The organism is Sphingopyxis sp., from assembly GCF_036261875.1.
Taxonomy (GTDB): domain Bacteria; phylum Pseudomonadota; class Alphaproteobacteria; order Sphingomonadales; family Sphingomonadaceae; genus Sphingopyxis.
In genome coordinates, this window is the sequence record NZ_DATAJZ010000040.1 from 107,007 (window position 1) to 128,899 (window position 21,893).

General features: G+C 63.5%; 20 protein-coding genes. 8 read left to right on the forward strand and 12 right to left on the reverse strand.

Translation table 11 applies throughout. The features are described 5' to 3' along the window. Positions 1–26 precede the first annotated feature (26 nt). The 6 genes from VHO04_RS17985 to VHO04_RS18010 all read right to left on the reverse strand — a co-directional run bounded on the left by VHO04_RS17985 (position 27) and on the right by VHO04_RS18010 (position 5,373). Positions 27–854 carry an SDR family NAD(P)-dependent oxidoreductase gene (locus tag VHO04_RS17985; protein ID WP_329629576.1) on the reverse strand — a complete coding sequence of 276 codons (828 nt, stop codon included), beginning with the start codon at positions 852–854 and terminating at the stop codon, positions 27–29. Between the two features lie 27 nt (positions 855–881). Next, complete coding sequence (locus VHO04_RS17990; RefSeq protein ID WP_329629577.1) at positions 882–1,304, reverse strand: MaoC/PaaZ C-terminal domain-containing protein; 423 nt, start codon at positions 1,302–1,304, stop codon at positions 882–884. Between the two features lie 14 nt (positions 1,305–1,318). Beyond that, positions 1,319–1,765: a MaoC family dehydratase N-terminal domain-containing protein gene (locus VHO04_RS17995; RefSeq protein WP_329629578.1), complete on the reverse strand. Its 447-nt coding sequence runs from the start codon at positions 1,763–1,765 to the stop codon at positions 1,319–1,321. Between the two features lie 9 nt (positions 1,766–1,774). Beyond that, positions 1,775–2,956 carry a lipid-transfer protein gene (locus VHO04_RS18000; protein ID WP_329629579.1) on the reverse strand — a complete coding sequence of 394 codons (1,182 nt, stop codon included), beginning with the start codon at positions 2,954–2,956 and terminating at the stop codon, positions 1,775–1,777. Positions 2,957–2,980: 24 nt separating this feature from the next. Beyond that, positions 2,981–4,135 (reverse strand): acyl-CoA dehydrogenase family protein, encoded by a 1,155-nt coding sequence (locus VHO04_RS18005; RefSeq protein ID WP_329629580.1) that lies wholly within the window; start codon positions 4,133–4,135, stop codon positions 2,981–2,983. A gap of 83 nt (positions 4,136–4,218) precedes the next feature. Then, complete coding sequence (locus VHO04_RS18010; RefSeq protein WP_329629581.1) at positions 4,219–5,373, reverse strand: acyl-CoA dehydrogenase family protein; 1,155 nt, start codon at positions 5,371–5,373, stop codon at positions 4,219–4,221. A gap of 92 nt (positions 5,374–5,465) precedes the next feature. On the opposite strand from VHO04_RS18010, the gene VHO04_RS18015 reads away from it, so the two are divergent. Beyond that, positions 5,466–6,539 carry a phosphotransferase family protein gene (locus tag VHO04_RS18015; protein WP_329629582.1) on the forward strand — a complete coding sequence of 358 codons (1,074 nt, stop codon included), beginning with the start codon at positions 5,466–5,468 and terminating at the stop codon, positions 6,537–6,539. 9 nt (positions 6,540–6,548) lie between these two features. Here the strand turns inward: VHO04_RS18015 and VHO04_RS18020 are convergent, their stop codons facing one another. Beyond that, complete coding sequence (locus VHO04_RS18020; protein WP_329629583.1) at positions 6,549–7,469, reverse strand: LysR family transcriptional regulator; 921 nt, start codon at positions 7,467–7,469, stop codon at positions 6,549–6,551. A 146-nt stretch (positions 7,470–7,615) separates the two neighbouring features. On the opposite strand from VHO04_RS18020, the gene VHO04_RS18025 reads away from it, so the two are divergent. The 3 genes from VHO04_RS18025 (at position 7,616) to VHO04_RS18035 (ending at position 12,783) form a co-directional block, all read left to right on the forward strand. Further along, the gene (locus VHO04_RS18025; protein WP_329629584.1) at positions 7,616–9,169 is read left to right on the forward strand and encodes a class I adenylate-forming enzyme family protein; all 1,554 of its coding nucleotides are present in this window, start codon (positions 7,616–7,618) and stop codon (positions 9,167–9,169) included. A 45-nt stretch (positions 9,170–9,214) separates the two neighbouring features. After that, positions 9,215–10,180: a nitronate monooxygenase gene (locus VHO04_RS18030; protein WP_329629585.1), complete on the forward strand. Its 966-nt coding sequence runs from the start codon at positions 9,215–9,217 to the stop codon at positions 10,178–10,180. Positions 10,181–10,500: 320 nt separating this feature from the next. After that, the gene (locus tag VHO04_RS18035; RefSeq protein ID WP_329629586.1) at positions 10,501–12,783 is read left to right on the forward strand and encodes a TonB-dependent receptor; all 2,283 of its coding nucleotides are present in this window, start codon (positions 10,501–10,503) and stop codon (positions 12,781–12,783) included. 68 nt (positions 12,784–12,851) lie between these two features. On the opposite strand, the gene arsH is transcribed toward VHO04_RS18035, so the two are convergent. From arsH to VHO04_RS18060, 5 genes are read right to left on the reverse strand one after another with little or no spacing between them, the layout of a single operon-like run. Next, a complete protein-coding gene (gene arsH / locus VHO04_RS18040) occupies positions 12,852–13,619 on the reverse strand; it encodes an arsenical resistance protein ArsH (RefSeq protein WP_329629587.1) in 768 nt (255 codons plus the stop codon). Between the two features lie 5 nt (positions 13,620–13,624). After that, positions 13,625–14,689, reverse strand: a complete 1,065-nt coding sequence (gene arsB, locus VHO04_RS18045; RefSeq protein WP_329629588.1) for an ACR3 family arsenite efflux transporter — start codon at positions 14,687–14,689, stop codon at positions 13,625–13,627. Between the two features lie 10 nt (positions 14,690–14,699). After that, complete coding sequence (gene arsC / locus VHO04_RS18050; RefSeq protein ID WP_329629589.1) at positions 14,700–15,131, reverse strand: arsenate reductase (glutaredoxin); 432 nt, start codon at positions 15,129–15,131, stop codon at positions 14,700–14,702. Next, on the reverse strand, positions 15,128–15,649 hold the full coding sequence (locus tag VHO04_RS18055; protein ID WP_329629590.1) for an arsenate reductase ArsC: 522 nt from the start codon (positions 15,647–15,649) through the stop codon (positions 15,128–15,130). The genes arsC and VHO04_RS18055 overlap by 4 nt, the downstream gene beginning before the upstream one ends. Beyond that, positions 15,630–16,001: a metalloregulator ArsR/SmtB family transcription factor gene (locus VHO04_RS18060; protein ID WP_329629591.1), complete on the reverse strand. Its 372-nt coding sequence runs from the start codon at positions 15,999–16,001 to the stop codon at positions 15,630–15,632. The genes VHO04_RS18055 and VHO04_RS18060 overlap by 20 nt, the downstream gene beginning before the upstream one ends. A 303-nt stretch (positions 16,002–16,304) precedes the next feature. Between VHO04_RS18060 and VHO04_RS18065 the strand changes: the two genes are divergently transcribed. The 4 genes from VHO04_RS18065 (at position 16,305) to VHO04_RS18080 (ending at position 21,780) form a co-directional block, all read left to right on the forward strand. Next, on the forward strand, positions 16,305–16,850 hold the full coding sequence (locus VHO04_RS18065) for an RNA polymerase sigma factor (RefSeq protein ID WP_329629592.1): 546 nt from the start codon (positions 16,305–16,307) through the stop codon (positions 16,848–16,850). Then, the gene (locus VHO04_RS18070; RefSeq protein WP_329629593.1) at positions 16,847–17,113 is read left to right on the forward strand and encodes a hypothetical protein; all 267 of its coding nucleotides are present in this window, start codon (positions 16,847–16,849) and stop codon (positions 17,111–17,113) included. The genes VHO04_RS18065 and VHO04_RS18070 overlap by 4 nt, the downstream gene beginning before the upstream one ends. Positions 17,114–17,122: 9 nt before the next feature. Continuing rightward, positions 17,123–18,202 (forward strand): FecR family protein, encoded by a 1,080-nt coding sequence (locus VHO04_RS18075; RefSeq protein WP_329629594.1) that lies wholly within the window; start codon positions 17,123–17,125, stop codon positions 18,200–18,202. Between the two features lie 203 nt (positions 18,203–18,405). Then, the gene (locus VHO04_RS18080; protein WP_329629595.1) at positions 18,406–21,780 is read left to right on the forward strand and encodes a TonB-dependent receptor; all 3,375 of its coding nucleotides are present in this window, start codon (positions 18,406–18,408) and stop codon (positions 21,778–21,780) included. The last annotated feature ends 113 nt before the right edge of the window (positions 21,781–21,893 follow it).

Genomic DNA, 21,893 nt, shown 5'->3' on the forward strand with positions numbered 1-21,893 from the left:
CGGCAAGGCCGCCCGCGGCCTCTGCCTCAGATACTGACGCCGCCCCCGACGATCAGCGTCTGTCCGCTCACATAATTGCTCTCGGGGATGCAGAAGAGATAGACGCCGCCCGCTGCCTCCTCTGCGGTTCCCGCGCGCCCGAGCGGCACCATCGTGGGCAGCGCCGAGAGCGCCGCCTGCGGCACGCCGGCCTGCACTTCCTTGCCCTCGATCACGATCTTCGACTCGGGATCGTCGAGCGGTTTGGTAAGCCGCGTCTCGATGAAGCCGAAGGCGACGCAGTTGACGCACACCTTGTAACGGCCCCATTCCTTGCTCATCGTCTTCGTCATGCCGACGAGCGCCGACTTGGCCGACGAATAGTTGATCTGCCCGGCATTGCCGTGGGTGCCCGCCATCGACGAGATCAGCACCACCTTGCGGAAATTCTCCTCGCCCGCGGCGGCTTCCTGCTTCGCGAACAGGCGGATCGGCTCGGCAGCGGCGCGCAGGATGCGAAACGGCGCGACGACATGGACGTCGAGCATCTTCTGGAACTGGTCGTCACCCATCTTCTGAACCACGCCGTCGAGCGTGTAGCCGGCGTTCGAGACGATGATGTCGAGACCGTTGAAGGTCTTCACCGCGGTGTCGACGAAGCGGTCGCCGAAATCGGCGTCGGTGACGTTGCCGACGCAGGCGACGGCATCGCCGCCGAGCGCCTTGATCGCGGCCACCACCTCGGCCGCCGGCTCCTCGTCGAGATCGTTGACGACGATGCGTGCGCCATCGCGCGCGAGCTTGAGCGCGAGGGCGCGGCCGATGCCGCGGCCCGAGCCCGAAATAAGGGCAACCTTGCCCGCCAGTCTGCTCATGTTCTTCTCCATTCTAAATTGATCTGGTCAGTTGATCCGGATGACGGCTTCGCCATCGATCGTCGTGATGCCCTTGTCGGTCACCGTGCGCACCGCGAGCCGCGCGCAGCGGCGGCCCGCATCCTCGAAAATCTCGGTGACCTCACCGGTCGCGGTCACGGTCGCATAGAGCGGGGTGATCGCGGTGAAGCGGACGGTCCAGCTGAGGAGCCGCTCCTGTGGCACCCAATGGGTGATGAGCTGCGCGAGATAGGCCATCGAGAGCATGCCGTGGCCGAAGACATCGTCCATGCCAGCGGCTTTCGCGAAGTCGCTGTCGATATGGAGCGGCACATAGTCGTTCGACGCGCCCGCGAAGAGCGCGAGCGTCGCGCGGTTGATCGGTCCCTGGGTGTGCGCGGGGAGCGTGTCGCCGACGGCGAGCGCGGCGAGATCGGTGCTGTTGGTCATCGCTGAAGTTCCTCTCATCCGTTCCGCACGACGGTGACGACGCGCATTTCGGCGCAGAGCTCGCCGGCTTCATTTTCGGCTTTCGTGTCCTGGACGATGAACTCGAGCGCACCCCCCTTTTTCTCGTAGATGTCGCTCGTCGTCGTGGTCAGCGTGATCGTGTCGCCGGCGTGGATCGGACGGTGGTAGGTAAAGCTCTGCTCGCCATGGAGGATGCGGCGCATGTCGACCCCCATATCGCCGAGGATATTGCCGCGCGACGGTGGCGCGCCGAGCGCGAGGCTGAAGACGAAGGTCGGCGGCGCGGGGAGGGCGGGGTGGCCCGCGGCGCGGGCCGCCTTCTCGTCGAAATAGACGGGATTCGTCTCGCCGGTCGCATGCGCGAAGAATTTGAGCTGGCCCTTTTCGACGTCGATCTTGCGCGGATCGGAGGTGAAGCCCTTGAAGCTCTGGTCGATCATCGCCGCCTCCTATGCCTGGCCGAAGAGGGTGACGACGCAGGCGCCGCCGAGCCCGAGATTGTGCTGGAGCGCGTGGCGCGCGCCCTCGACCTGGCGTTTGTCGGCGCTTCCGCGAAGCTGGTGGGTGAGCTCGTAGCATTGCGCGAGCCCCGTCGCGCCGAGCGGGTGGCCCTTCGAGAGCAGGCCGCCCGACGGATTGGTCACGACCTTGCCACCATAGCTGTTGTCGCCGTCGTCGATGAACTTCTCGGCGCCGCCTTCGGGGCAGAGGCCGAGCGCCTCATAGGTGACGAGCTCGTTCGCGGTGAAACAGTCGTGGAGCTCGACGACCGCGATATCGTCCGGACCGATGCCAGCGGCTTCATAGACCTGCCGCGCGGCCTCTTTCGCCATGTCATAGCCGATGACCTTCATCATCGACCGTTCGAAACTCGTCTCGGTGTCGGTCGTCATCGCCTGCGCGACGATCTCGACGCGGGCGTCGAGGCCGTGCTTCGCGGCAAAGGTGGGCGAGACGAGCACCGCGGCGGCGGCGCCGCAGGTCGGCGGGCAGGCCTGGAGGCGGGTGAGCGGGCCGTAGAGCTTCGGCGACGCCATCACTTCCTCGAGGCTGATCGGATCGCGGAAGATGGCGAGCGGATTATTCGCCGCGTGGCGGCGCGCCTTGACCGAGATTTTCGCGAAAGTCTCGTCCTTCGCGCCATAGCGTTCCTGATAGTCGCGGCCGCCGCCGCCGAAAAGCTGCGCCGCCCAAGGCGCCTTCTCGTCCTCGCCCTGGATCGCATGGGTAACTTCGGTGAGCCGTTCCATTGGTGCTTTGCGGTCGTGGAAGACGTTGCCGAGCGCGCCGGGGAGCATCTGCTCGAAGCCGACGGCGAGCACGCAGTCGGCGCCGCCGAGCGCGATGAGTTGGCGCGCAAGATAGAGCGCGGTCGAGCCCGTCGAGCAGTTGTTGTTGACGTTGACGATCGGAATACCGGTGCAGCCGACGCGGTAGATTGCCGACTGGCCCGCGGTCGAATCGCCGTAGACATAGCCCGCATAGGCTTGCTGGACATGGCTATAGTCGAGGCCCGCATCGGCGAGCGCCATGTTGATCGCCTCTTCGGCCATGCTGTCCCAGTCGCCAGCCTGGCTCGGCTTCTGGAAGGGCACCATGCCGACTCCCGCCACGCGTGCTTTGATCGTCATTTCTCGTCTCCTTTTTGGCGCGCGCTACAGCGAGCGGGCGATCAGGGTTTTCATGATTTCGTTGGTGCCCGCGTAGATCCGAGCGACGCGCGCGTTGGTCCACATGCGCGCGATCGGGTATTCGGCCATATAGCCGTAACCGCCGTGGAGCTGCAGGCACTCGTCGGTGACGCGGCCCAGCGCCTCGCTCGTCCAATATTTGGCCATCGCGGCGGTCGCGGCATCGAGCTCGCCCGCAAGCAGGCGGACCATCATCTCGTCGATGAAGACGCGTGCGACCACGGCCTGCGTCTTGCACTCGGCGAGCTTGAACTGGGTGTTCTGGAAATCGGCGAGCGGCTTGCCGAAGGCGCTGCGCTGGCGGACATAATCGGTGGTGACCCGCACCGCCTCTTCCATCTCGACGACGCAGTTGAGCGCGACCGAGGTCCGCTCCCAGGCGAGCTGCGCCATAAGCTGATAGAAGCCGCGGCCTTCCTCGCCGCCGAGCAGATTGTCATGCGGAACGAAGACGTCGTCGAAGAAGAGTTCGGACGTATCCTGCGCGTGCATGCCGACCTTGTGAAGGTTGCGGCCGCGCCGAAAACCCTCGGCCTCGTCGGTCTCGACGACAAGCAGCGAGATGCCCTTGGCGCCCGCCGCCGCCGGGTCGGTCTTGGCGACCACGACGACAACGCCGCAATTCTGGCCGTTGCTGATAAAGGTCTTCTGGCCGTTGATCACATAGCCATCGTCGGTGCGGCGCGCGGTCGTGCGCACCGCCTGGAGATCCGAGCCCGTGCCGGGCTCGGTCATCGCCACCGCGCCGATCAACTCGCCGGTCGCCATCCGGGGCAGCCAGCGATGGCGCTGCGCTTCGGTGCCATAGGCGAGGATATAATGGGCGACGATCCCCGAGCTCACGCTGTTGCCGGTGCCGAAACCGCCCCAGAGGCCGGCGCGCACGATTTCCTGCGCGATGACTGCCTCATGCGCGAGCGTGCCGCCGCCGCCGCCATATTCGGCGGGGATGCTCGCGCAGAGCAGCCCCGCCGTCCCGGCGCGGCGCCAGGCGTCGCGATCGACGACGCGCTCGGTTTCCCAGCGTTCGGCATGCGGCAGGAGCTCGCGCGCGACGAATTTGGCGGTCTCGTCGGCGAGAAGCGCGAGCTCGTCGTCCATCCAAGGCGAACGCTTCATATCGAATCCTTTAACTTACTAGACAGTAAAATAAATAGCGATAAAGAGGAGTCAAGTGGGCGTTGCGCGAAGCGCGCGGCTACTCATCCACCCGCCGCAACGTCGCGCTTGATCTTGTTGGCGATCGACCAGCGATGCACTTCCGATGGCCCGTCGTAGATGCGGAATGCGCGCAGCTCGCGGAATACACGTTCGACAATGGTGTCGCGCGTGACCCCGAGCCCGCCGAGAATCTGCACGCAGCGGTCGGCGACGCGGTAAAGGGCTTCGGACACGGCGACCTTCGCCATGCTCGATTCCTGGCTTCCGCGTCCGCCCGCATCGAGGATATCCGCGCACCAGTCGGTGAGCAGTTCGGCGCTCTTGAGGTCGATCAGATTGTCGGCGAGCATGAAGCCGACGCCCTCATGATCGATCAGCTGCTTGCCGAACGCCATGCGCTCGCAGGCGTAGCGCGCCGCGACGTCATGCGCGCGCCGGGCCGCTCCGGTCCATCGCATGCAATGGGTGAGCCGCGCGGGTGCGAGCCGGACCTGCGCGTAGCGCAGGCCTTGGCCGACCTCGCCGAGAACATCGCTGTCGGCAATATAGAGGTCGTGGAGGCTGACCACGGCATGGCCGCCGGGAAGCGCGCTGTCGAGCGTGTCGAGGACGCGTTCGATGACGATTTCGGGCCGCTCCATCTTGCTGAGGAACATCGTCGCGCCGGCCTCGGTCGTCGCCATGATGATCGCGAATCGTGCGCCGACCGCGCCCGTGATCAGCCATTTGCGTCCGGTGATGCGCCACCCGCCTTGGACGGGTTCGGCGCGCGTTCGCAGCAGCGAAGGATCGGACCCGGCGCCATTGTCGGGCTCCGTCATCAGGAAGACCGATCGCGCCTCGCCGCTGGCGAGCGGTCCAAGCAGCTGTGCCTTCTGTTCATCGTTCGCGACACGCTCGAGGAGGTGCATATTGCCCTCGTCGGGCGCGGCGATGTTGAGCGCGACGGGACCGAGCGGCGAATAGCCCGCGGCGCGGAAGACCTCGGCCATGTCGCGCATCGACAGCGCGGGCCGATCCTCCTGCGCGAGGTGCGGGGCAACGAGTCCGGCACGCCGCGCCGCCGCGCGCAGCTCTTCGACGAGCTCGGAGGATGGGCCGTGGGCGCCCCATCGCGCGTCCTGTTCGAGCGGGATCACTTGCTCGCGCACGAACCGCGCGGTCCGTTCGACGAGTTCGTCTGCAATGCCGGCCATATCCTGTCTCCCCGCGCTCTTGGTTGAGTCGCTTGATTTAATTATCTGTCGAGTTAGTTAAATAAATAGCGGAGTCAAGCGAGGAGACGAAGATGTTCACGGCCGAGGACGATATGGAGGGGACCGGCCCGGTCCGCGACGGGCAGGCGATCGACGCGGACCGTGTCGCGGGCTGGCTTGGCGATCGCGTCGCGGTGGCGAGGCCGCTCGCCATTAGCCAGTTCAAGGGCGGGCAGTCGAACCCGACCTATCTCGTGACCGATGCGGCGGGTGCCCAATATGTGCTACGCCGCAAACCGCCGGGCGTGCTGCTCGGCTCGGCACATCAGATCGAGCGCGAGTTCCGCGTCATGGCCGCGCTCGGTCCGACGGGGCTCCCCGTCCCGCGCGTCGTCGGCCTTTGCGAAGATGCGGAGGTCATCGGCTCGGACTTCTACGTCATGGATTATGTCGGTGGGCGGTCCTTCTGGGACCAACGACTTCCCGGACTCGATGCTGCCGAAAAGCGCGCCATTTACGGCGCGATGGTCACGACCCTGGCTGCGCTCCACCGCGTCGACCCCGATGCGGTCGGACTTGCCGATCTCGGGCGCCCCGATGGCTATGTCCCCCGCCAGATCGATCGCTGGACGCGCCAGTATCGCGCCTCCGAGCGCGCCCGGATCGCGGCGATGGAGGATGTCATCGACTGGATCGGTGCTCACGCACCCGAAGGCGAGGCGGGCGTCCTCATCCACGGGGATTTCAGGCTCGATAACCTAATCTTCGATTCGACCGAGCCGCGCATCGCCGCGATCCTCGACTGGGAAATATCGACGCTCGGCGACCCGCTCGCGGACCTTGCCTTCCAGCTCTTCGCCTATTGGCTGCCGCCCGAGCTTCTGAATGGAATTTGCGGTATCGAGGACGCGCTCGGGCTTCCCTCGGAGGGCGAGCAACTCGCGCTCTACGAGGCGGCGTCGGGGCGTAACGTCGGGCGCGACTGGCCGCTCTACCGCATCTATATCCTCTTCCGTCTCGCGGCGATTTTCCAGGGGATCGAAGGGCGCGTTCGTGACGGTACCAATTCGAATCCGCGCGCTGAAAAGCTGGTCGGCATGACCGAGCCGCTCGCGCGCCTGGCGCTCGAACGGATCGAGGCCTGGGAGCGCGGGAGCCGTGACTAGCGCGGCATCCTAGACGGGTGCGTCGTCGGCGAGCCGCCGAATGCGCTGCTCGAGCATTTCGATCAGCGGCTTCGCAGCCGCGGTCCGGTTCCAGCCGGTGCGGGTCGCGATATGGAAGGGAAGCGGCGGTACCGGCTCCCAGCCATGCCAGACGCGAAACGTCTCGTCGAACTCGGGCGCGGCGGCATAACGCGAGAAGGCGAAGGAAAAGGCATCGGTGCGCTCGACGATCCGGAGCGACAGCGAGAAGCTGTCGACGACGAGATGCGGCACGCTGTAGGGGGCGTTGCAGGCGTTCGCGAGATTGTTCATCAGCTGCCGGTGCGGATCGGCGGGCGAGGGGCCGACCATCGGATAGGCGAGTAATTCCTCGAAGCTCGGTTCCTCGGCCCGGTCGAGCGGATGACCGCGCCGCACGAAAGGCGATACGGCGAGATTGGCGATATTCTCGACCTGCAAGGCGCCATTGGCGCGCAGGGCTTCGAGCGAGCCGATCGCGAAATCGATGTCGCCCGACTGCAACTGCGCCGAAATCTCGTCGACCGTCTCCGCCGTCGTCGCGATCTCGATCCCGGGGTAGCGCGCGGCAAAGGTCGGCAGAACTTCGAACCAGAACAGCCGGAAGGAGGCCGGTGCCGCGCCCATGCGGACGCGCCCGCGCTCGGTGGTGCGCGCGCTTCGGGCGAAGCGTTCGAGCGTCGCGGCTTCTTCGAGCAGACGCGTTCCGCCCTCGATGAATTCCTCGCCCTCGCGCGTCAGCCGAATCCCCCTGGGGCCGCGTTCGAACACCTGGATGCCGAGGTGATCCTCGAGAATCTGGACGCTGCGGGTCAGCGCCGACTGGGTGATGTTGAGTGTCGCGGCCGCCTTCGCAAAACCGCCCTGCCGGGCGATTTCAATGACATGGTTTACCTTGCGCAAATCCAGCATATCGCTCTCCGCCTATCTCGGCCACGCACATGCCCATCGATAAAAGACATTGGACAGATGGACCCAAAATGGGCTGCCTTTAGCGCGCGCACTTAGCACGGCGAAGGCGGCGCAAGACAAGTAGACTTGTGGGACAGGGGATTGGAATGTTTGTTCAGGCGATCTTGCGCGCGGCCCAGATCAGAGCCGATGAGCCCGCGACGATCTGCGAAAACCGGGTGCGAAGGTGGCGCGAATCCGCCGACCGCACCGCGCGGCTCGCCGCCGCGCTGAGCGCGCTCGGAGCGCGCGATGGCGATCGGATCGCCATCTTGGGCGTGAACTCGGATCATTATCTCGAAGCGATGCACGCAACCTGGTGGCTTGGCGGTGTGACCGTGCCGATGAACACGCGCTGGGCGATCGCCGAACATCTCTACAGCGCGCGCGATGCCGGCTTCTCGATCGTTTTCGTCGATGAGGCGAACAGGGCCTGCGCTGACGAACTCGCGCACGCGGAACCGGCTCTCGGCCCCTTCATATACATGGGCGAAGGCGGCGCGCCCGCGGGCATGCTTTCGATGGAGGCGCTCATCGCTGAGGCCGGTCCGCTGCCGCCCGCGCCGCGGCCGAACGAGGCGGTCACGGGAATCTATTACACCGGCGGGACGACGGGTCATCCCAAGGGCGTCATGCACTCTTCGCTCTCTCTCTGGGCCGGAGCGACCACCATCGCGATGGAAATGCAGGGTCCGCGGCACCACCGCTATCTTCATGCCGCGCCGATGTTCCATCTCGGCGATCTCGCTCAGGCCTATGCGACCACGGCCAAAGCAGGCTGCCATGTCTTCGTGCCGGGCTTCACCGCCGATGGCGTGGCGCGGGCGATCCGCGATCACAAGGTCGAGGTGACGTTGCTCGTCCCGACGATGATCGGCATGCTCCTCGACAGCCCGGGCTTCGATCCCGCCGATTTCGGTTCGCTCGAAGTGCTTCTTTTCGGCGGCTCGCCGATTTCCGACACTGTGCTCGGCCGCATGCGAAGCGCGCTGCCTGGCGTTCGCCTGATCCAGGGCTTCGGTCAGACCGAGACGATGGCGACCGGATCGATGCTGCCCGATGATGGCAAGTCGCTCGCCGTCGCCGACCCGAGGCGCCAGTCGGCGGGTCGCGCCGCCTATGGCATCCAGCTCGGCATCTTCGACGAGGCGGGCCAACCGGTGCCGGACGGAACGACCGGGGAAATCTGGATTCGCGGTGCCAGCGCCATGCTCGGTTACTGGAACAAGCCCGAGGAGAGCGCCGCGGCGCTGACCGATGGCTGGGTGCATAGCGGCGATGCCGGTTATCTCGACGAAGGCGGCTATCTCTTCGTCTGCGACCGGGTGAAGGACATGGTCATTTCGGGCGGCGAAAATGTCTTTTCCGCCGAGGTCGAAAACGCGATCGCGTCGCACCCGGACGTCGCGCAGGTCGCAGTCATCGGCGTCCCCGACGAGCGTTGGGGCGAGCGCGTCCATGCGATCATCGTGCCCGCTTCCGGCACCGCGCCGGGGCTCGACGATATCCAGCAGCACTGCCGCGCGCTGATCGCGGGATACAAGATCCCGCGTAGCGTCGAACTGCGCGGCGACCCGCTGCCGCTGTCGGCGGTCGGCAAAGTTCTCAAGACCAAGCTGCGCGAGCCCCACTGGCAGGGCCGCGCCCGCCGGGTGAGCTGAGCGCTTTCGCTCTCCCCCATAATATTTTCGAGGATGCGATATCCGATGTCCGAAATCCTGCCGACCGTTTTCGAGTGCCTGACGGCCAGCGAGCTCAAACAGCGCCTCCGGCTGCCGCTTATCGCAGCGCCGATGTTCAAGGTGTCGAGCCCCGAACTCGTCACCGCCGTTTGCCGCGCCGGCGCGATCGGCGCCTTTCCCTCGATCAACGCGCGTACGCCCGCGCTTTTCGATGCCTGGATGGCGCGCCTCGGCGAAGCACTGTCCGAAGCGCTGCCCGACGGCTCGCGCCCCGCACCGCCCGCGGTCAATCTTCTCACCCACGACAGCAATCCGCGTTTCGAGCCCGACTTCGAGATCGTCCGCAAATGGCGGGCGCCGGTCGTGATCACGAGCGTCGGAAAGCCCGAGATCGTGATCGATGCCGTGCATGGCTATGGTGGCCTCGTCTTCGCCGATGTCGTCTCGTTGCACCACGCCCGGCGCGCGGCGCGAAGCGGCGTCGACGGCATGGTGCTGCTTTGCGCAGGTGCCGGCGGACAGACGGGGCGCCTCAACCCGATGGCCTTCGTCGAAGCCGTGCGCCAGTTCTATGACGGTATCCTGATCGTCGCCGGCGGGATCACCCGCGGTTACCAACTGCGCGCCATCGAGCTGATGGGGGCCGATGTCGCCTATTGCGGCACCCGCTTCATCGTCACGCCCGAAAGCAGCGCGCCCGAAGAGCATAAGGCCGCGATCATCGGTGCGGAGATCGACGACGTCTGGGACAGCGATGCGATGAGCGGCATTCCTGCAAGCATGCTTCGCAGCTCGCTCGAGAAGCTCGGACTGACCCCCGAAACGCGGTGGCTCCAGGAAAAGCGCGACAAATATGATTGGAGCGCGGTCAAGGAAACGCCCGGCGTTTTTTCGCTCGGCCATGGTGCGGGCGACGTTGCGAAGGAGGAGGCGGCGGCATCGATCATCGCGCGGATGACCGACGAATACCGGCAGGCCGCGGCGCGCTAGCGCCCGCCTTTTACCCGCCGCTGGAACCGTCTGCGACCGGTGTCGCAGGCGGCGTTTGGCCTGGAAATTCCGGGGATAGCAAGCCGTGCAGCGGACGCATTGCCCTATGTAAATTCGAGATTGGACAGGACGCGGCGCAAAGGGTCTTGTCGAAAGCGCGACGCGGCCCGGCAAGAGGCCCCGCGGGGGAGGTTTGAAGGCGAGGGGCGGCGGTAATCACGCCCCGGACCGGTCTCGAATTCTCCCTCAACGATAACGGCAGCCTTCCCGTCGCCCGCGACGGACGCCGCGCTGCCAGAGAGAGGATTGAGGAGTTTTAGATGCGATTGACCATGAAGGCGCGCCAGTTGGTGGGGGGCAGCTGCCTGGGCTTGATGCTGGCGGCGTCGCCGAACGCATCGGGGCAGGAAACGGCGCAGCAGGACGCGTCGCCCCAGCAGACCGGTATCCAGGATATCGTCGTGACGGCGAACCGCCGCACCGAAAATGTGCAGGATGTGCCGCTGTCTATCACCGCGATCTCGCAGTCCGAAATCGCCAGCGAGCGCATCCAGTCGACCTCGGACCTCGGGCGCCTGGTTCCGACCGTCACCGACGCGGGCTTGCCAGCGGTGTCTGGCGGCGGCCTTACCATTCGGGGCATTCGCGGAAATGACCGCTCGGCGGGTGCCGATCCGCCGAACGGACTGTTCGTCGATGGCGTCTATTTCGGCCGGCCCGAAGATGGCGACGCCTTGCTGTTCGACGTCGAGCGCATCGAGGTTCTGCGCGGACCGCAGGGCACGCTGTTCGGCAAGAATGTCGTCGGCGGCGCGATCAACGTCACCACGCGTAAGCCGACGCAGGACCTGCACGCCACACTCATCGGCACCTATGGCAATTACAACCGGATTGAAGGGCAGGCTGCCGTCTCGGGACCGCTCAGTGATACGGTGGCGGCGAGCCTTGCGGTCCAGTCGCAATCGTCGGACGGCTATGTTCGAAACGTGATCACCGGCAACGACCTGATGGGGACAAGCCGCAACGCCATTCGCGGCCGCGTCGATTTCGAGGTCACGCCGGAGTTCACCAGTTCGATCTCGGCGAACTATGAGCGCGTCCGTGACGGAGGGCTTGCGTCCTACCAGGTCGCGAGTCCGGCTTTGCCGGCGGCCTATTATCCTGTTGACCTCGACCAGCCGCGTGAAGCGGCGCAGACGTTCGACGGGTTCCGCAACCGTAACGCTTTCAGCTTCATCGCGACGCAGGATTACCGGGGCGAGGCGATCGGCTTCAAGTCGATCACCGCGTATCGCGGATCGAAAAATCACACGCTCTACGACGTTGACGGCACGCCCATGCCGATCACCAGCCAGGAGCAGTTCGATCGCTACCGGCAGTTCAGTCAGGAATTGCAGCTCTCGTCGCCCGAAGACGCGACGGCGCTGCGCTGGGTGGCGGGTCTTTATTATTTCCGGGCGACGACCGACCAGCTCACCGAGAATATCATCCGGCCGCCCGACGGCACCTATGTCAATGTTCTCAACAACCAGCTCGGCTTCGGTCCCGGACCGCACGTCACGCCGAACTCGCAGGACGTCACCACCACCAACTATGCGGCTTTCGGGCAGGCGACCCTCGCGGTCACCGACCGGCTCAACCTGACGGCCGGCATCCGCTACACCATCGAGAAGAAGAAGGGCCAGTCGGCAACCTTCGGCGATCGCGATGTCTCGCTGTTCCTCGGGACGCCGGAACTGCCGCTCCCGATCCAGGGCGGCCCGCTCACCGGCCGCATCGAGGGAAATATCGACCGCACCTGGAAGGCGTGGACCCCGCGCTTCGCGATCGACTATTCGCCGATTGATGACGTCATGCTCTACGCATCGGTGTCGCGCGGGTTCAAGGGCGGCGGCTTCACCGGCCAGAACTCGACCCAGGCGACGATCGAGCGGACCTTCAATCCGGAGTTCGCATGGAACTACGAGGCGGGTATTCGTTCGCGCTTCCTCGACAACCGGGCGCAGGTCAATGCTACGCTATACCAGATGGACTATAGCGACCTGCAGGTCACGACGATCATCGGGACATCGCGGGTAACCGACAATGCCGCTGATGCCCGTATTCGAGGGCTTGAGGTCGAAACCCAGTTCCTTCCGGCGGAAGGCCTGACGACCGCGCTGTCCTATGCCTATACCGACGCCAAATATCTCGACTATGTCGATGGCTCGGGACGCGATCTCAGCGGCAACAAATTCCCGGGGGTGTCGCGGCACGTCATCAACTTCCGCACCGATTATAGTTTCGCGGTGGGCGGCGGCGACCTGACGCTCTCGGGCGGTCTGACCTACCGGAGCAAACGTCCCAATGATTCGGTCAATTCGCCGCAAGTGACGGTGGGGGCGCTGACCACCTTCGACGGATCAATCGCCTATGAAAAGGGTAGTGTCGAGCTCAGGTTGTGGGCGCGCAACCTGACGAACAAGCGCTACATCGTGACCGCGAACGACGTGACGGCCTTCTTCTACCTCTCGCCGACCACGGCGAATGACACGACGTCGAGCTTCCTCGTCAACTATTCGCAGCCGCGAACCTTCGGGATCACCGGCACCTGGCGATACTGACGCGCTTCCGGGGGCACCGGACACTGGCCGGGCGGCGCAGCGATGCGCCGCCCGGTTTTTCTTTAATCTCACGCGGCCGATGTCACCCCGGGAATCCCGGCCATCTCGGCGGGGGTAAGAACCGGCTCTTTCCGATCCTTGCGCTCCGAATAGCGGTCGACGAGCTGATCGGCATGGCCGCGCGTGAGCACGGTGAAGCGCACCAGCTCTTCGGCAACATCCACTATCCGGTCGTAATAGCTCGACGGCAGCATGCGGCCGGCCTCGTCGAACTCCTGATAGGCCTTAGCGACGCTCGACTGGTTCGGAATGGTGATCATCCGCATCCACCGTCCGAGGATGCGCAGCGTGTTGACGCTGTTGAACGATTGCGATCCCGCCGAGACCTGCATCACCGCGAGCGCGCGACCCTGCGTTGGACGCAGCCCCCTGTAGGCGAGCGGAAGATGATCGACCTGCGCCTTCATGATGCCGGTGATCTGGCCATGGCGCTCGGGGCTGCACCAGACTTGGCCTTCGGACCAGATGGAATGCTGCCTCAGCTCCTCGACCGCCGGATGATCGTCGTCGGCGATCTGGTCGGGCAGGGGAAGGTCGGAAGGGTCGAAGATGCGCGTCTCGCAGCCGAAAAGCTGGAGCAGGCGTGCCGTCTCCTCAACAACGAGCCGCGAATAAGAGCGTTCGCGCAAGGATCCGTAAAGCAGCAGGATGCGAGGCGCGGGATCGAGCGGCCCGAGGCCGAGCGCCGGCTGCGCGCGGAGATATTCCGCGTTCAGGGCGGGAAAATGGTCGGGGTCGGCAAGCGCGCGGAGGCGCGTGTAGATTTGTTCTGTCATGATACTCAGGCTTGTGAAGGAATGGTCGTCGGGAACCAGCGGCGCCCAAGACGGAAGGCAACGCCGACGAGGAGGATGAGAACGGGCACCTCGACGAGAGGGCCGATAACCGCGGCGAAGGCGACAGGCGAGGCAAGGCCGAAGGCGGCGATCGCGACCGCAATGGCCAGTTCGAAATTATTGCCCGCGGCGGTGAAAGCGACCGCGGTCGTGCGTGGATAGTCCGCCTCGATGAGCTTGCCCATCCAGAAGCTGATCAGGAACTGGACGACGAAATAGATGGTCAGCGGGATGGCGATCCGGACGACATCGCCCGGTATGGTGACGATCTCGCCGCCCTTGAGGCTGAACATCGCGACAATGGTGAAGAGCAAAGCGACGAGCGTGATCGGGCCGATCGCCGGCAGGAAACGTGTCTCATACCATTCGCTCCCTTTCGCTTTTGCGAGGAAGCGGCGTGTCAGATAGCCCGCGAGGAAGGGGATGCCGAGGTAGATGAGCACCGCTTCGGCGATCGTCCAGAAGCTGGCGTCGATGACGCTGCCTTCGAGGCCGAAGATCGGCGGCAAAACGGTGAGGAAAAACCAGGCGTAGACGCTGAAGAACAGGATCTGGAAGATCGAATTGAAGGCGACGAGCGCGGCGACATATTGATTGTCGCCCTTCGCGAGCTGGTTCCAGACGATCACCATCGCGATGCAGCGCGCGAGACCGATCAGGATCAGGCCGGTCATATATTCGGGCCTGTCCGCGAGGAAAATGACCGCGAGCGCGAACATCAGTATCGGCCCGATAATCCAGTTCTGGACGAGCGAGATCGCGAGCACCCGCTTGTCCTCGAACACGCGCGGCAGTTCGTCGTAGCGGACGCGCGCGAGCGGCGGATACATCATCAGGATGAGGCCGATCGCGATCGGGATATTCGTCGTCCCGATCGACATGGCGTCGATCACGGCGGGCAGGCCCTTGAAGCTCGATCCGAGCAACACCCCGAGCCCCATCGCGAGGAATATCCAAAGCGTCAGATAGCGGTCGAGGAACGACAGGCGTTGGCGGGCGGCGGCGGACATGATGATTTCCTCAGGGCTGGACGCGATTGCCATCGGCGTCGATGACCTGCTCGCCGTCTTCCTTGGCGAAAGCGCCAAGCTGACGGCCGGGGAGAATGTCGAGCACGGTTTCGGACGGGCGGCAGAGTCTGACGCCCAGCGGCGTCATGACGAGCGGGCGGTTGATGAGGATCGGATGCGCCATCATCGCGTCGACAAGCGCGCGGTCTTCGAGGCTGTCGTCGTCAAGACCGAGTTCGGCATAGGGCGGGCCCTTCTCGCGGAGCAGGTCGCGCGGCTTGATGCCGGCACGTTCGATCAATTGCTCGATCAGCGGCCGCGACGGCGGTGTCTTCAGATATTCGACGACATGCGGCTCGATCCCCGCGTTGCGGATCAGCGCGAGCGTGTTGCGCGAGGTGCCGCATTCGGGGTTATGGTAGATGATGATGTCGGCGGTCATGCGCCTGCTTCCCGCCCGGCGCTTGCGCCTTCGGTGCGGCCGATGGTCTTGAGCTTCCTCTCCATCGCCATTGCGTCGATGCTGTCGTGCGGCAGCGCGAGGAAGAGCGAGATGCGATTCGAGAGATAGTGAAGCGCGCGTTCGAACGATTCGCGTTGGCCTGGACCCTCAACAGCGGCAGGATCTTCGATGCCCCAATGGGCGGTGATCGGGTTGCCCGGCCAGACCGGGCAGGTCTCGCCCGCGGCATTGTCGCAAACGGTGAAGATGAAATCGAGCTTGGGGACGTCCGGCGCCGAGAATTCGTCCCAGCTCTTCGAGCGGAGGCCGCTCGTGTCAAAGCCGAGGTCGCCGAGCAGGGCGAGCGCGGCGGGATGAACGTCGCCCTTGGGGAAGCTGCCGGCGCTATAGGCACGGAATCGGCCGTCACCCATGCGGTTCAGCAGCGCCTCGCCGAGGATCGAGCGCGCGCTGTTGCCCGTGCACAGAAAGAGCACGTCATAGGGTTGGTCCGTCATGTCGTCTCTCAGCGTTGCAGGAGATGTTCGCGAAAATATCGGCGCACATGTCAGGCGCGTCCTGGCAGCAATCCTTCATCAGGAAGGTGAGCAGGCGGCTCATGCCGTCATAGTCGGCACGGTAATGGATGAGCCGGCTTTCGCGCTCGGACTGAACGAGACCGGCGCGTTCGAGGGTCGCGAGATGGTGCGACATGGTCGACGGCGGAACCTCGGCTCGCTCCGCAATGGTTCCCGCCACCAGGCCATCGGGACCGGCAGTCACCAGCATGCGAAACACGGCCAGCCGGGTTTCGTGAGCAAGCGCGCCGAGCGCGTCGACCGCCCAGACCTGCGGATTGATGTCAGGCATGTTTATTCGATCCTTCTAGGTAGATCGAAATATCAGCACGGACATCAAGGTCAATCCATATTTCGAAAATATTCGAATTACCTTGGATGAGTGTGGGACAGCAGCCTGCATATGGCTGAAATCGGCGGCATCGCGAAATGTCGGAGCCTATAGTAGTCGGCGCTCTACGCATCCGGAAATGCGGCCGCAGATCGAGATTCATGAGTGAGATTCGCGGGAGGAGGGGCGATTGCGTTGTGCGCGAATAACCCATCTTGCGCCGCCCCGAATTGTGAATCATCCTCGCGCGCGAGGGTGAGGGACATGGCGAACCAGCGACGACCGATCGAATACAGCGACGAGGACAGGGCGGTCCTCAATCGGCTCGACCGCAAATTCCGGCGTTCGCTGCTGACCTATTTCGGCCGCCGGACCCGCGACCTTTGCGACCTGGAGGATATGGTTCAGGACGTGTTCGAGCGCCTGCTCAAACGCGGCAACACGTCGGAATTGGAACGCCAGAATCTCAGCGCCTATGTGTTCGAGACGGCAAGCAGCGTTCTGACCGATCATTTGCGAAAGAAGATTACTCGCCGCGATCATCTTTACGAACCATTCGATCAAAATCGACACGGCGAGAAGGATTTTTCGCCGGAGCACGTTCTTATATATCGGCAGCAGCTTGAGTTGACCTCTGCGATGCTGCTCGAATTGCCCGAGGAAACGCGGGCGGTATTCTTGCTCAGGCGCGTGGAGGGAATGAAGGTGAAGGACGTGGCGGCCCGACTTCGCATCTCCGTATCCTCCGTCGAGAGGCACATGCGGGTCGCTGTCTGGCACGTCATGCAACGAAGCGGCGGCGAGCAATGACGCGAAAGCCCGGCCCGACCTGGGAGCAGCGCGCGCGCCTGGAGGCCGCCGCCGCCTGGTTCAACCGTGTCGGGTTTCCGGACGATCCGCCCAGCCCGGAAGATCTGGAAGCGTTCGAGCTATGGAAAGCGGACAGTCCGGAAAATGTCAGGATGTTCAACATTGTGAAAGATGAGATGCGCCCTTACGACAATCCTTTGTTCCGCTTCCTGCTCAAGGAGCGCGTCGCGGCGCATGAAGCCGAATCCGACGCGAAGGACTGACTGCCAGCCATGAACCAGCCCCGCCCCTTGTCGGTTCGCGGCATGACGCCCGACGAAGCCGCCGCCGCGTGGATCGTGCGCGTCGAGGACGGCCCGCTCAGCGCCGCCGATCAGGCCGCGTTCGACGAATGGAAAGCCGAATCGCCTGCGAACGTCGCCGCCTATGAACGCGCCGAAGCGGCCTGGGGACTTTATGAGAACCCGCCGAGCGACCCGGTGATGGACGCCATGCGCGCCTCCGCGCTCGCCATTCGGCCGAAGCCGAGGCGTGGCTTGTGGGCCGGGGTCGGCGTCGGGGTCGCGGCCTCGCTGCTCGCCGCCATCGCGCTCGGCACCGGCCTGCTGTCTTTCGGGCCACAGGCTGACGCGCCGCAGCTCGCGGCCAAATCCGCGCCAGCGGCCAGTGCAAACTCCGATTTGCCCGACGAGGGCGAGTTCGCCACCGCCAAGGGCGAGCGCCGCACCGTGCAACTGGCGGACGGAACCGCCGTGACGCTCGACACCGATAGCGCCATTCGTGTCGGCTATATCACTGAGCGCCGCATCGTCCGGCTGCTCCGCGGACAGGCGTTGTTCGCGGTTGCCAAAGACCCGAACCGGCCGTTCGTCGTTCGCGCGGGCGCCAATCAGGTCACGGCGCTGGGCACAGTGTTCGCGGTTCGGCTCGACGCCAGCCGCATGAAGATCACGCTCGTCGAAGGCAAGGTGGTCGTTGACGACGCCGACGACGGCTCGCGCGAATCCTCGGCCGTCATGGTGCCGGTCGTCCTCGCCCCCGGCCAGGCACTGGTGACGACGGAGGGCGCGAAGCCCGTCGTGGCGAACGTGGACGTGGCTCAGGCGCTTCGTTGGCGCGAGGGCTTTGTCGAGTTCAAGGATACATCGCTTGCCGAGGCCGTCGCCGAAATGAACCGCTATTCGGCCAAGCAGATCGTCCTGGGCGATGCCGCGACCGGCAATCTGCGCGTCAGCGGCGTGTTCCGCACCGGCAACCCCGAACGCTTCGCCGCGATCGTCGGGGAATTGCTGCCCGTCCGCCAACGCGACCTGTCCGATGGCGGCGTCGAGTTGAGCGCCAAGGGCCGATAGGTTCGGCGCGAAAAAGACTTCCGCGCCCCGAAACCGGGGCGGCGACAAAATTTTTTTCATGCGAATTTGACGCTACGTAATGGCTGCATTTTGGCGCCGATTGCGCCATAATCTGGTCCTTGGGGTGAAGGGTTTTTGCGCGGGCCACGTTCTGATGTCTGACGCCGCTAACGGCGCGATGGCATCACATGGGGGAGGCAAGCATGAAATCCGCAACACGCACCGCAGTTTCGTTCAAGGCGGCGATGTATCTGGGGGTCGCCGCGCTGGCGGTCGGGATGGCCAGCCCGGCGCAGGCGCAGGCGGCCGAGGCGAAGCAGGTCGATATTCCGGCGCAGTCGCTCGCCGATACGCTGACCCAGATCGGGCGCCAGACCGGCAGCGAGGTCGTGTTCCAGCCCGCCGACGTGCGCGGCCACAGCGCCCCCGCCGTGCGCGGCGCGCTGACCGCCGATCAGGCATTGGGTGCTGCGTTGCAGGGCAGCGGCCTCAAGGCGCGCCGCACCGCGCAGGGCGCCTATGTGATCGAGCAGGATACCGCGTCGGGAAACGCCCAGACGGCCGCCGATAACGCGTCCTACCGACCCGACGAAATCGTCGTCACCGCGCAGAAGCGGGTGGAGTCGGTGCAGGACGTGCCGATCGCCGTTTCGGTGTTGTCGTCGAAGGATTTGAACGATCAGAAGATCGAGGGCGGTCCCGACATCATGCGCGCGGTGCCCAACCTGACCTTCAGCAAATCGAACTTCACCGGCTATAATCTCTCGATCCGCGGCGTCGGCACCAAGTCGATCTCCGCGACCAGCGACCCTGGCGTCGCGGTCGCCTTCAACAACAGCGCCTTCATCCACAACCGTTTCTTCGAACAGGAATTCTTCGACATGGAGCGTGTCGAGGTGCTGCGCGGGCCGCAGGGGACGCTCTATGGCCGCAATGCGACCGGCGGCGTCGTCAATCTGATCACGGCCAAGCCGAAGCTCAACGACTTCGAGGGCAGCATAAAGGGCGAGGTCGGCAACTACAACAGCCGCCGCATGACTGCGATGCTCAACGTGCCGCTGGTTGATGACGTGCTGGGCATCCGCGTAGCGGGTTCGATGACGCAGCGCAGCGGCTATGACTATAATGCGACGACCAAGAACGACATCAATGGGCGCGATCTATGGTCGCTGCGTACCTCTGTCGCATTCGAACCGGCACCGTGGTTTCGCGCGAGCCTGATCTGGGAGCGTTTCAACGAGAATGACAACCGTTCGCGCACCGGCAAGCAACTTTGTCATCGCGATGATGGGCCGACCCAGGTCGGCGGGGTGGATCTCGCCGATAATGTGACTGAATATATATCTTTGGAAGTACGTCGCGCTTTGTTCGGTCAGGGATGTAAGCCGGGCAGCCTCTACGACGAGGGCGCTTTCGGCACGCCCAATGGATTATCTTATAGTTTTATTTTAGCGGCAGTCGGACTGAAGGATGGGGGGACGGGTATTGGCTTTAACCCTATCACGGAACGGCTAGAATCCGTCCTCCAGCCCGTCGATCCCTATGGCGGACTCATGCAGTCTCGCAATATGCGAGAAGTCAACTCGATCCGCGATCCCCGCTATCGGGCAAAGGCGGATCTCTTCCAGCTTAACCTCGACGTAGACATCGCGCCAGAACTAACCTTCTCGTCTCAGACGGCCTTTAATTCCGATAAGGTCTATTCGTTACAAGATTATAACCGCTTCAAAAGTTTACCAGTATTCACAGACTCGACAAAGTTAGTGCGTTATACTGACGGTATGCCTGGAGAGTTCAGTAATTTGATGCCTGGTGGAATATTTTGTGATCCACAGATCGGCTGTACCGACACGGTCGCAGGCCTTGACATCAGCCAAGCCAAATCAAAGCAGTTCAATCAAGAATTTCGTCTGCAATCTTCCTTTGATGGACCATTTAACTTTAGTGCTGGTGTTAATTACACTAGATTCAAAACAATAAATGACTATTATGTCATGTATAATGTTCTGACGGCTTTGGCCTGGACCAGCGGGTTCTATCCGGCATATCTAAGTGGCGTCCCATGGGACCCTGCCACGTGCCCGTATTCCACCCGATCAGGCGGACAGCGAGTCGATGCCAGTGATCCGTATGCGACATGCCCGTACGTTGATCCTAACCCCGTTGAGAGCATCAACGGTGATGGCCATAACTATTTCCGTTCCAAAAACCCTTACAAGCTCAAGTCCACGGCGCTGTTCGGCGAGGCCTACTGGAATGTTCGTGACAATCTGAGACTCACCGCCGGCTTCCGCTATACAGACGACCGCAAGACGTTTACCCCGGTTCCGTCGCAAACTTTGCTGGCGCGTTCGTTTTTAGCGGGCGGTAACGTCTCGGCCGGTTATCCCGAGGATCCGCCGATCAAGCAGAAGTGGGGCGAGTGGACCGGGCGCATTGGCCTCGACTGGAAGCCCGAGCTGGGCTTCACTGACGACACCATGCTCTACGCATTTTATTCGCGTGGCTACAAAGGCGGCGGCGCCAATCCGCCTAGCCCTGATTTCGCGACCAAGGAGGAATATCTTGCGAACGCCCTGGCCGATGGCGTGTCTCAAGCCACTCTCGATTTCTATCAAGCCTTCGGCGCGATCCCACCGCTGACCCTGACGGGAGTAGAATATAGTTCAACATTTGAGCCCGAATTCGTCAATGCCTTCGAGATCGGCACGAAGAACACTTTGTTGAACGGGGCGCTGACCCTTAACGCCACGGCTTTCTACTACGATTACAAGGACTATCAGGTGTCCCAGATCAGGGACCGCACTGCGGTGAACGAGAATTTCGATGCTAAGGTTTGGGGATTGGAATTCGAGACAGTGTTCGCGCCGGCGCGCAATTTTCGGGTCAACGCCAACCTCGGCTATCTCCGCACCAAGATCGGTAAGGGGGAGACTTCCATAGACATCATGAACCGTACCCAGAGCAATCCTGACTACACTCTTGTCAAGCCGTGGGTACAGTTGCCGTCCAATTGCGTCATTCCGGCCCACGTCGCAGCGGAATTTGCCCGGACCAAGCCTGGCATTACCCAATATTATGGTTTGTGCGGTGGAGTGAGAGGCGCGCTTGCTTTGTTCACCGCCCCAACCGTAGCTGACTCTGCCTTTGGCGGTACGCCCTACGATCCCGCCAACTATCCTGAATTGAACGGGGGGGCCGGTCTCAAGGCGGACCTCGGTGGTAACGAACTGCCGAATTCACCGCGATGGACCGCCAATCTAGGCGCGCAATATACGATTCCGTTCGACGGTGACTGGAGCGCGACAATCCGCGGCGACGCCTATTGGCAGGCGAAGAGTTGGGCGCGCGTTTATAATAGCAATCCCTATGATAGACTGCGTAGCTGGACCAATTTCAATCTGTCGCTGCGCGTGGACGGCCCCGATGACCTGACGTTCGAAGCCTATGTGAAGAATGTCTTCAACTCGACCCCGATCACCGATTCCTTCCTGAACAGCGACGATACGGGCCTGACCACCAACGTCTTCACCCTCGATCCGCGAATCATCGGGTTCAGCATCGCGAAGAAATTCTAGGTCCTCTCTCCACTGGGGGAACAACCTCGGGTCGATGCCTAGCTTGCTCCCGGGTGCAAGCATCGGCCCGATTTTTTCAGCAGACCGATGGACCACGGGATGCTTTCACTCGC

Bases quoted from the DNA above. Each gene is read 5' to 3' on its own strand.
- VHO04_RS18000 (WP_329629579.1), bottom strand. From the start codon at position 2,956: ATGACGATCAAAGCACGCGTGGCGGGAGTCGGCATGGTGCCCTTCCAG.
- VHO04_RS18025 (WP_329629584.1), top strand. From the start codon at position 7,616: ATGTTTGTTCAGGCGATCTTGCGCGCGGCCCAGATCAGAGCCGATGAG.
- arsB (WP_329629588.1), bottom strand. From the start codon at position 14,689: ATGTCCGCCGCCGCCCGCCAACGCCTGTCGTTCCTCGACCGCTATCTG.
- VHO04_RS18055 (WP_329629590.1), bottom strand. From the start codon at position 15,649: ATGACGGACCAACCCTATGACGTGCTCTTTCTGTGCACGGGCAACAGC.
- VHO04_RS18020 (WP_329629583.1), bottom strand. From the start codon at position 7,469: ATGCTGGATTTGCGCAAGGTAAACCATGTCATTGAAATCGCCCGGCAG.
- VHO04_RS18035 (WP_329629586.1), top strand. From the start codon at position 10,501: ATGCGATTGACCATGAAGGCGCGCCAGTTGGTGGGGGGCAGCTGCCTG.
- VHO04_RS18080 (WP_329629595.1), top strand. From the start codon at position 18,406: ATGAAATCCGCAACACGCACCGCAGTTTCGTTCAAGGCGGCGATGTAT.
- VHO04_RS18070 (WP_329629593.1), top strand. From the start codon at position 16,847: ATGACGCGAAAGCCCGGCCCGACCTGGGAGCAGCGCGCGCGCCTGGAG.
- VHO04_RS17990 (WP_329629577.1), bottom strand. From the start codon at position 1,304: ATGACCAACAGCACCGATCTCGCCGCGCTCGCCGTCGGCGACACGCTC.
- VHO04_RS18010 (WP_329629581.1), bottom strand. From the start codon at position 5,373: ATGGCCGGCATTGCAGACGAACTCGTCGAACGGACCGCGCGGTTCGTG.
- VHO04_RS18015 (WP_329629582.1), top strand. From the start codon at position 5,466: ATGTTCACGGCCGAGGACGATATGGAGGGGACCGGCCCGGTCCGCGAC.
- VHO04_RS17985 (WP_329629576.1), bottom strand. From the start codon at position 854: ATGAGCAGACTGGCGGGCAAGGTTGCCCTTATTTCGGGCTCGGGCCGC.
- VHO04_RS18005 (WP_329629580.1), bottom strand. From the start codon at position 4,135: ATGAAGCGTTCGCCTTGGATGGACGACGAGCTCGCGCTTCTCGCCGAC.
- VHO04_RS18060 (WP_329629591.1), bottom strand. From the start codon at position 16,001: ATGCCTGACATCAATCCGCAGGTCTGGGCGGTCGACGCGCTCGGCGCG.
- VHO04_RS18075 (WP_329629594.1), top strand. From the start codon at position 17,123: ATGAACCAGCCCCGCCCCTTGTCGGTTCGCGGCATGACGCCCGACGAA.
- arsH (WP_329629587.1), bottom strand. From the start codon at position 13,619: ATGACAGAACAAATCTACACGCGCCTCCGCGCGCTTGCCGACCCCGAC.
- VHO04_RS18065 (WP_329629592.1), top strand. From the start codon at position 16,305: ATGGCGAACCAGCGACGACCGATCGAATACAGCGACGAGGACAGGGCG.
- arsC (WP_329629589.1), bottom strand. From the start codon at position 15,131: ATGACCGCCGACATCATCATCTACCATAACCCCGAATGCGGCACCTCG.
- VHO04_RS18030 (WP_329629585.1), top strand. From the start codon at position 9,215: ATGTCCGAAATCCTGCCGACCGTTTTCGAGTGCCTGACGGCCAGCGAG.
- VHO04_RS17995 (WP_329629578.1), bottom strand. From the start codon at position 1,765: ATGATCGACCAGAGCTTCAAGGGCTTCACCTCCGATCCGCGCAAGATC.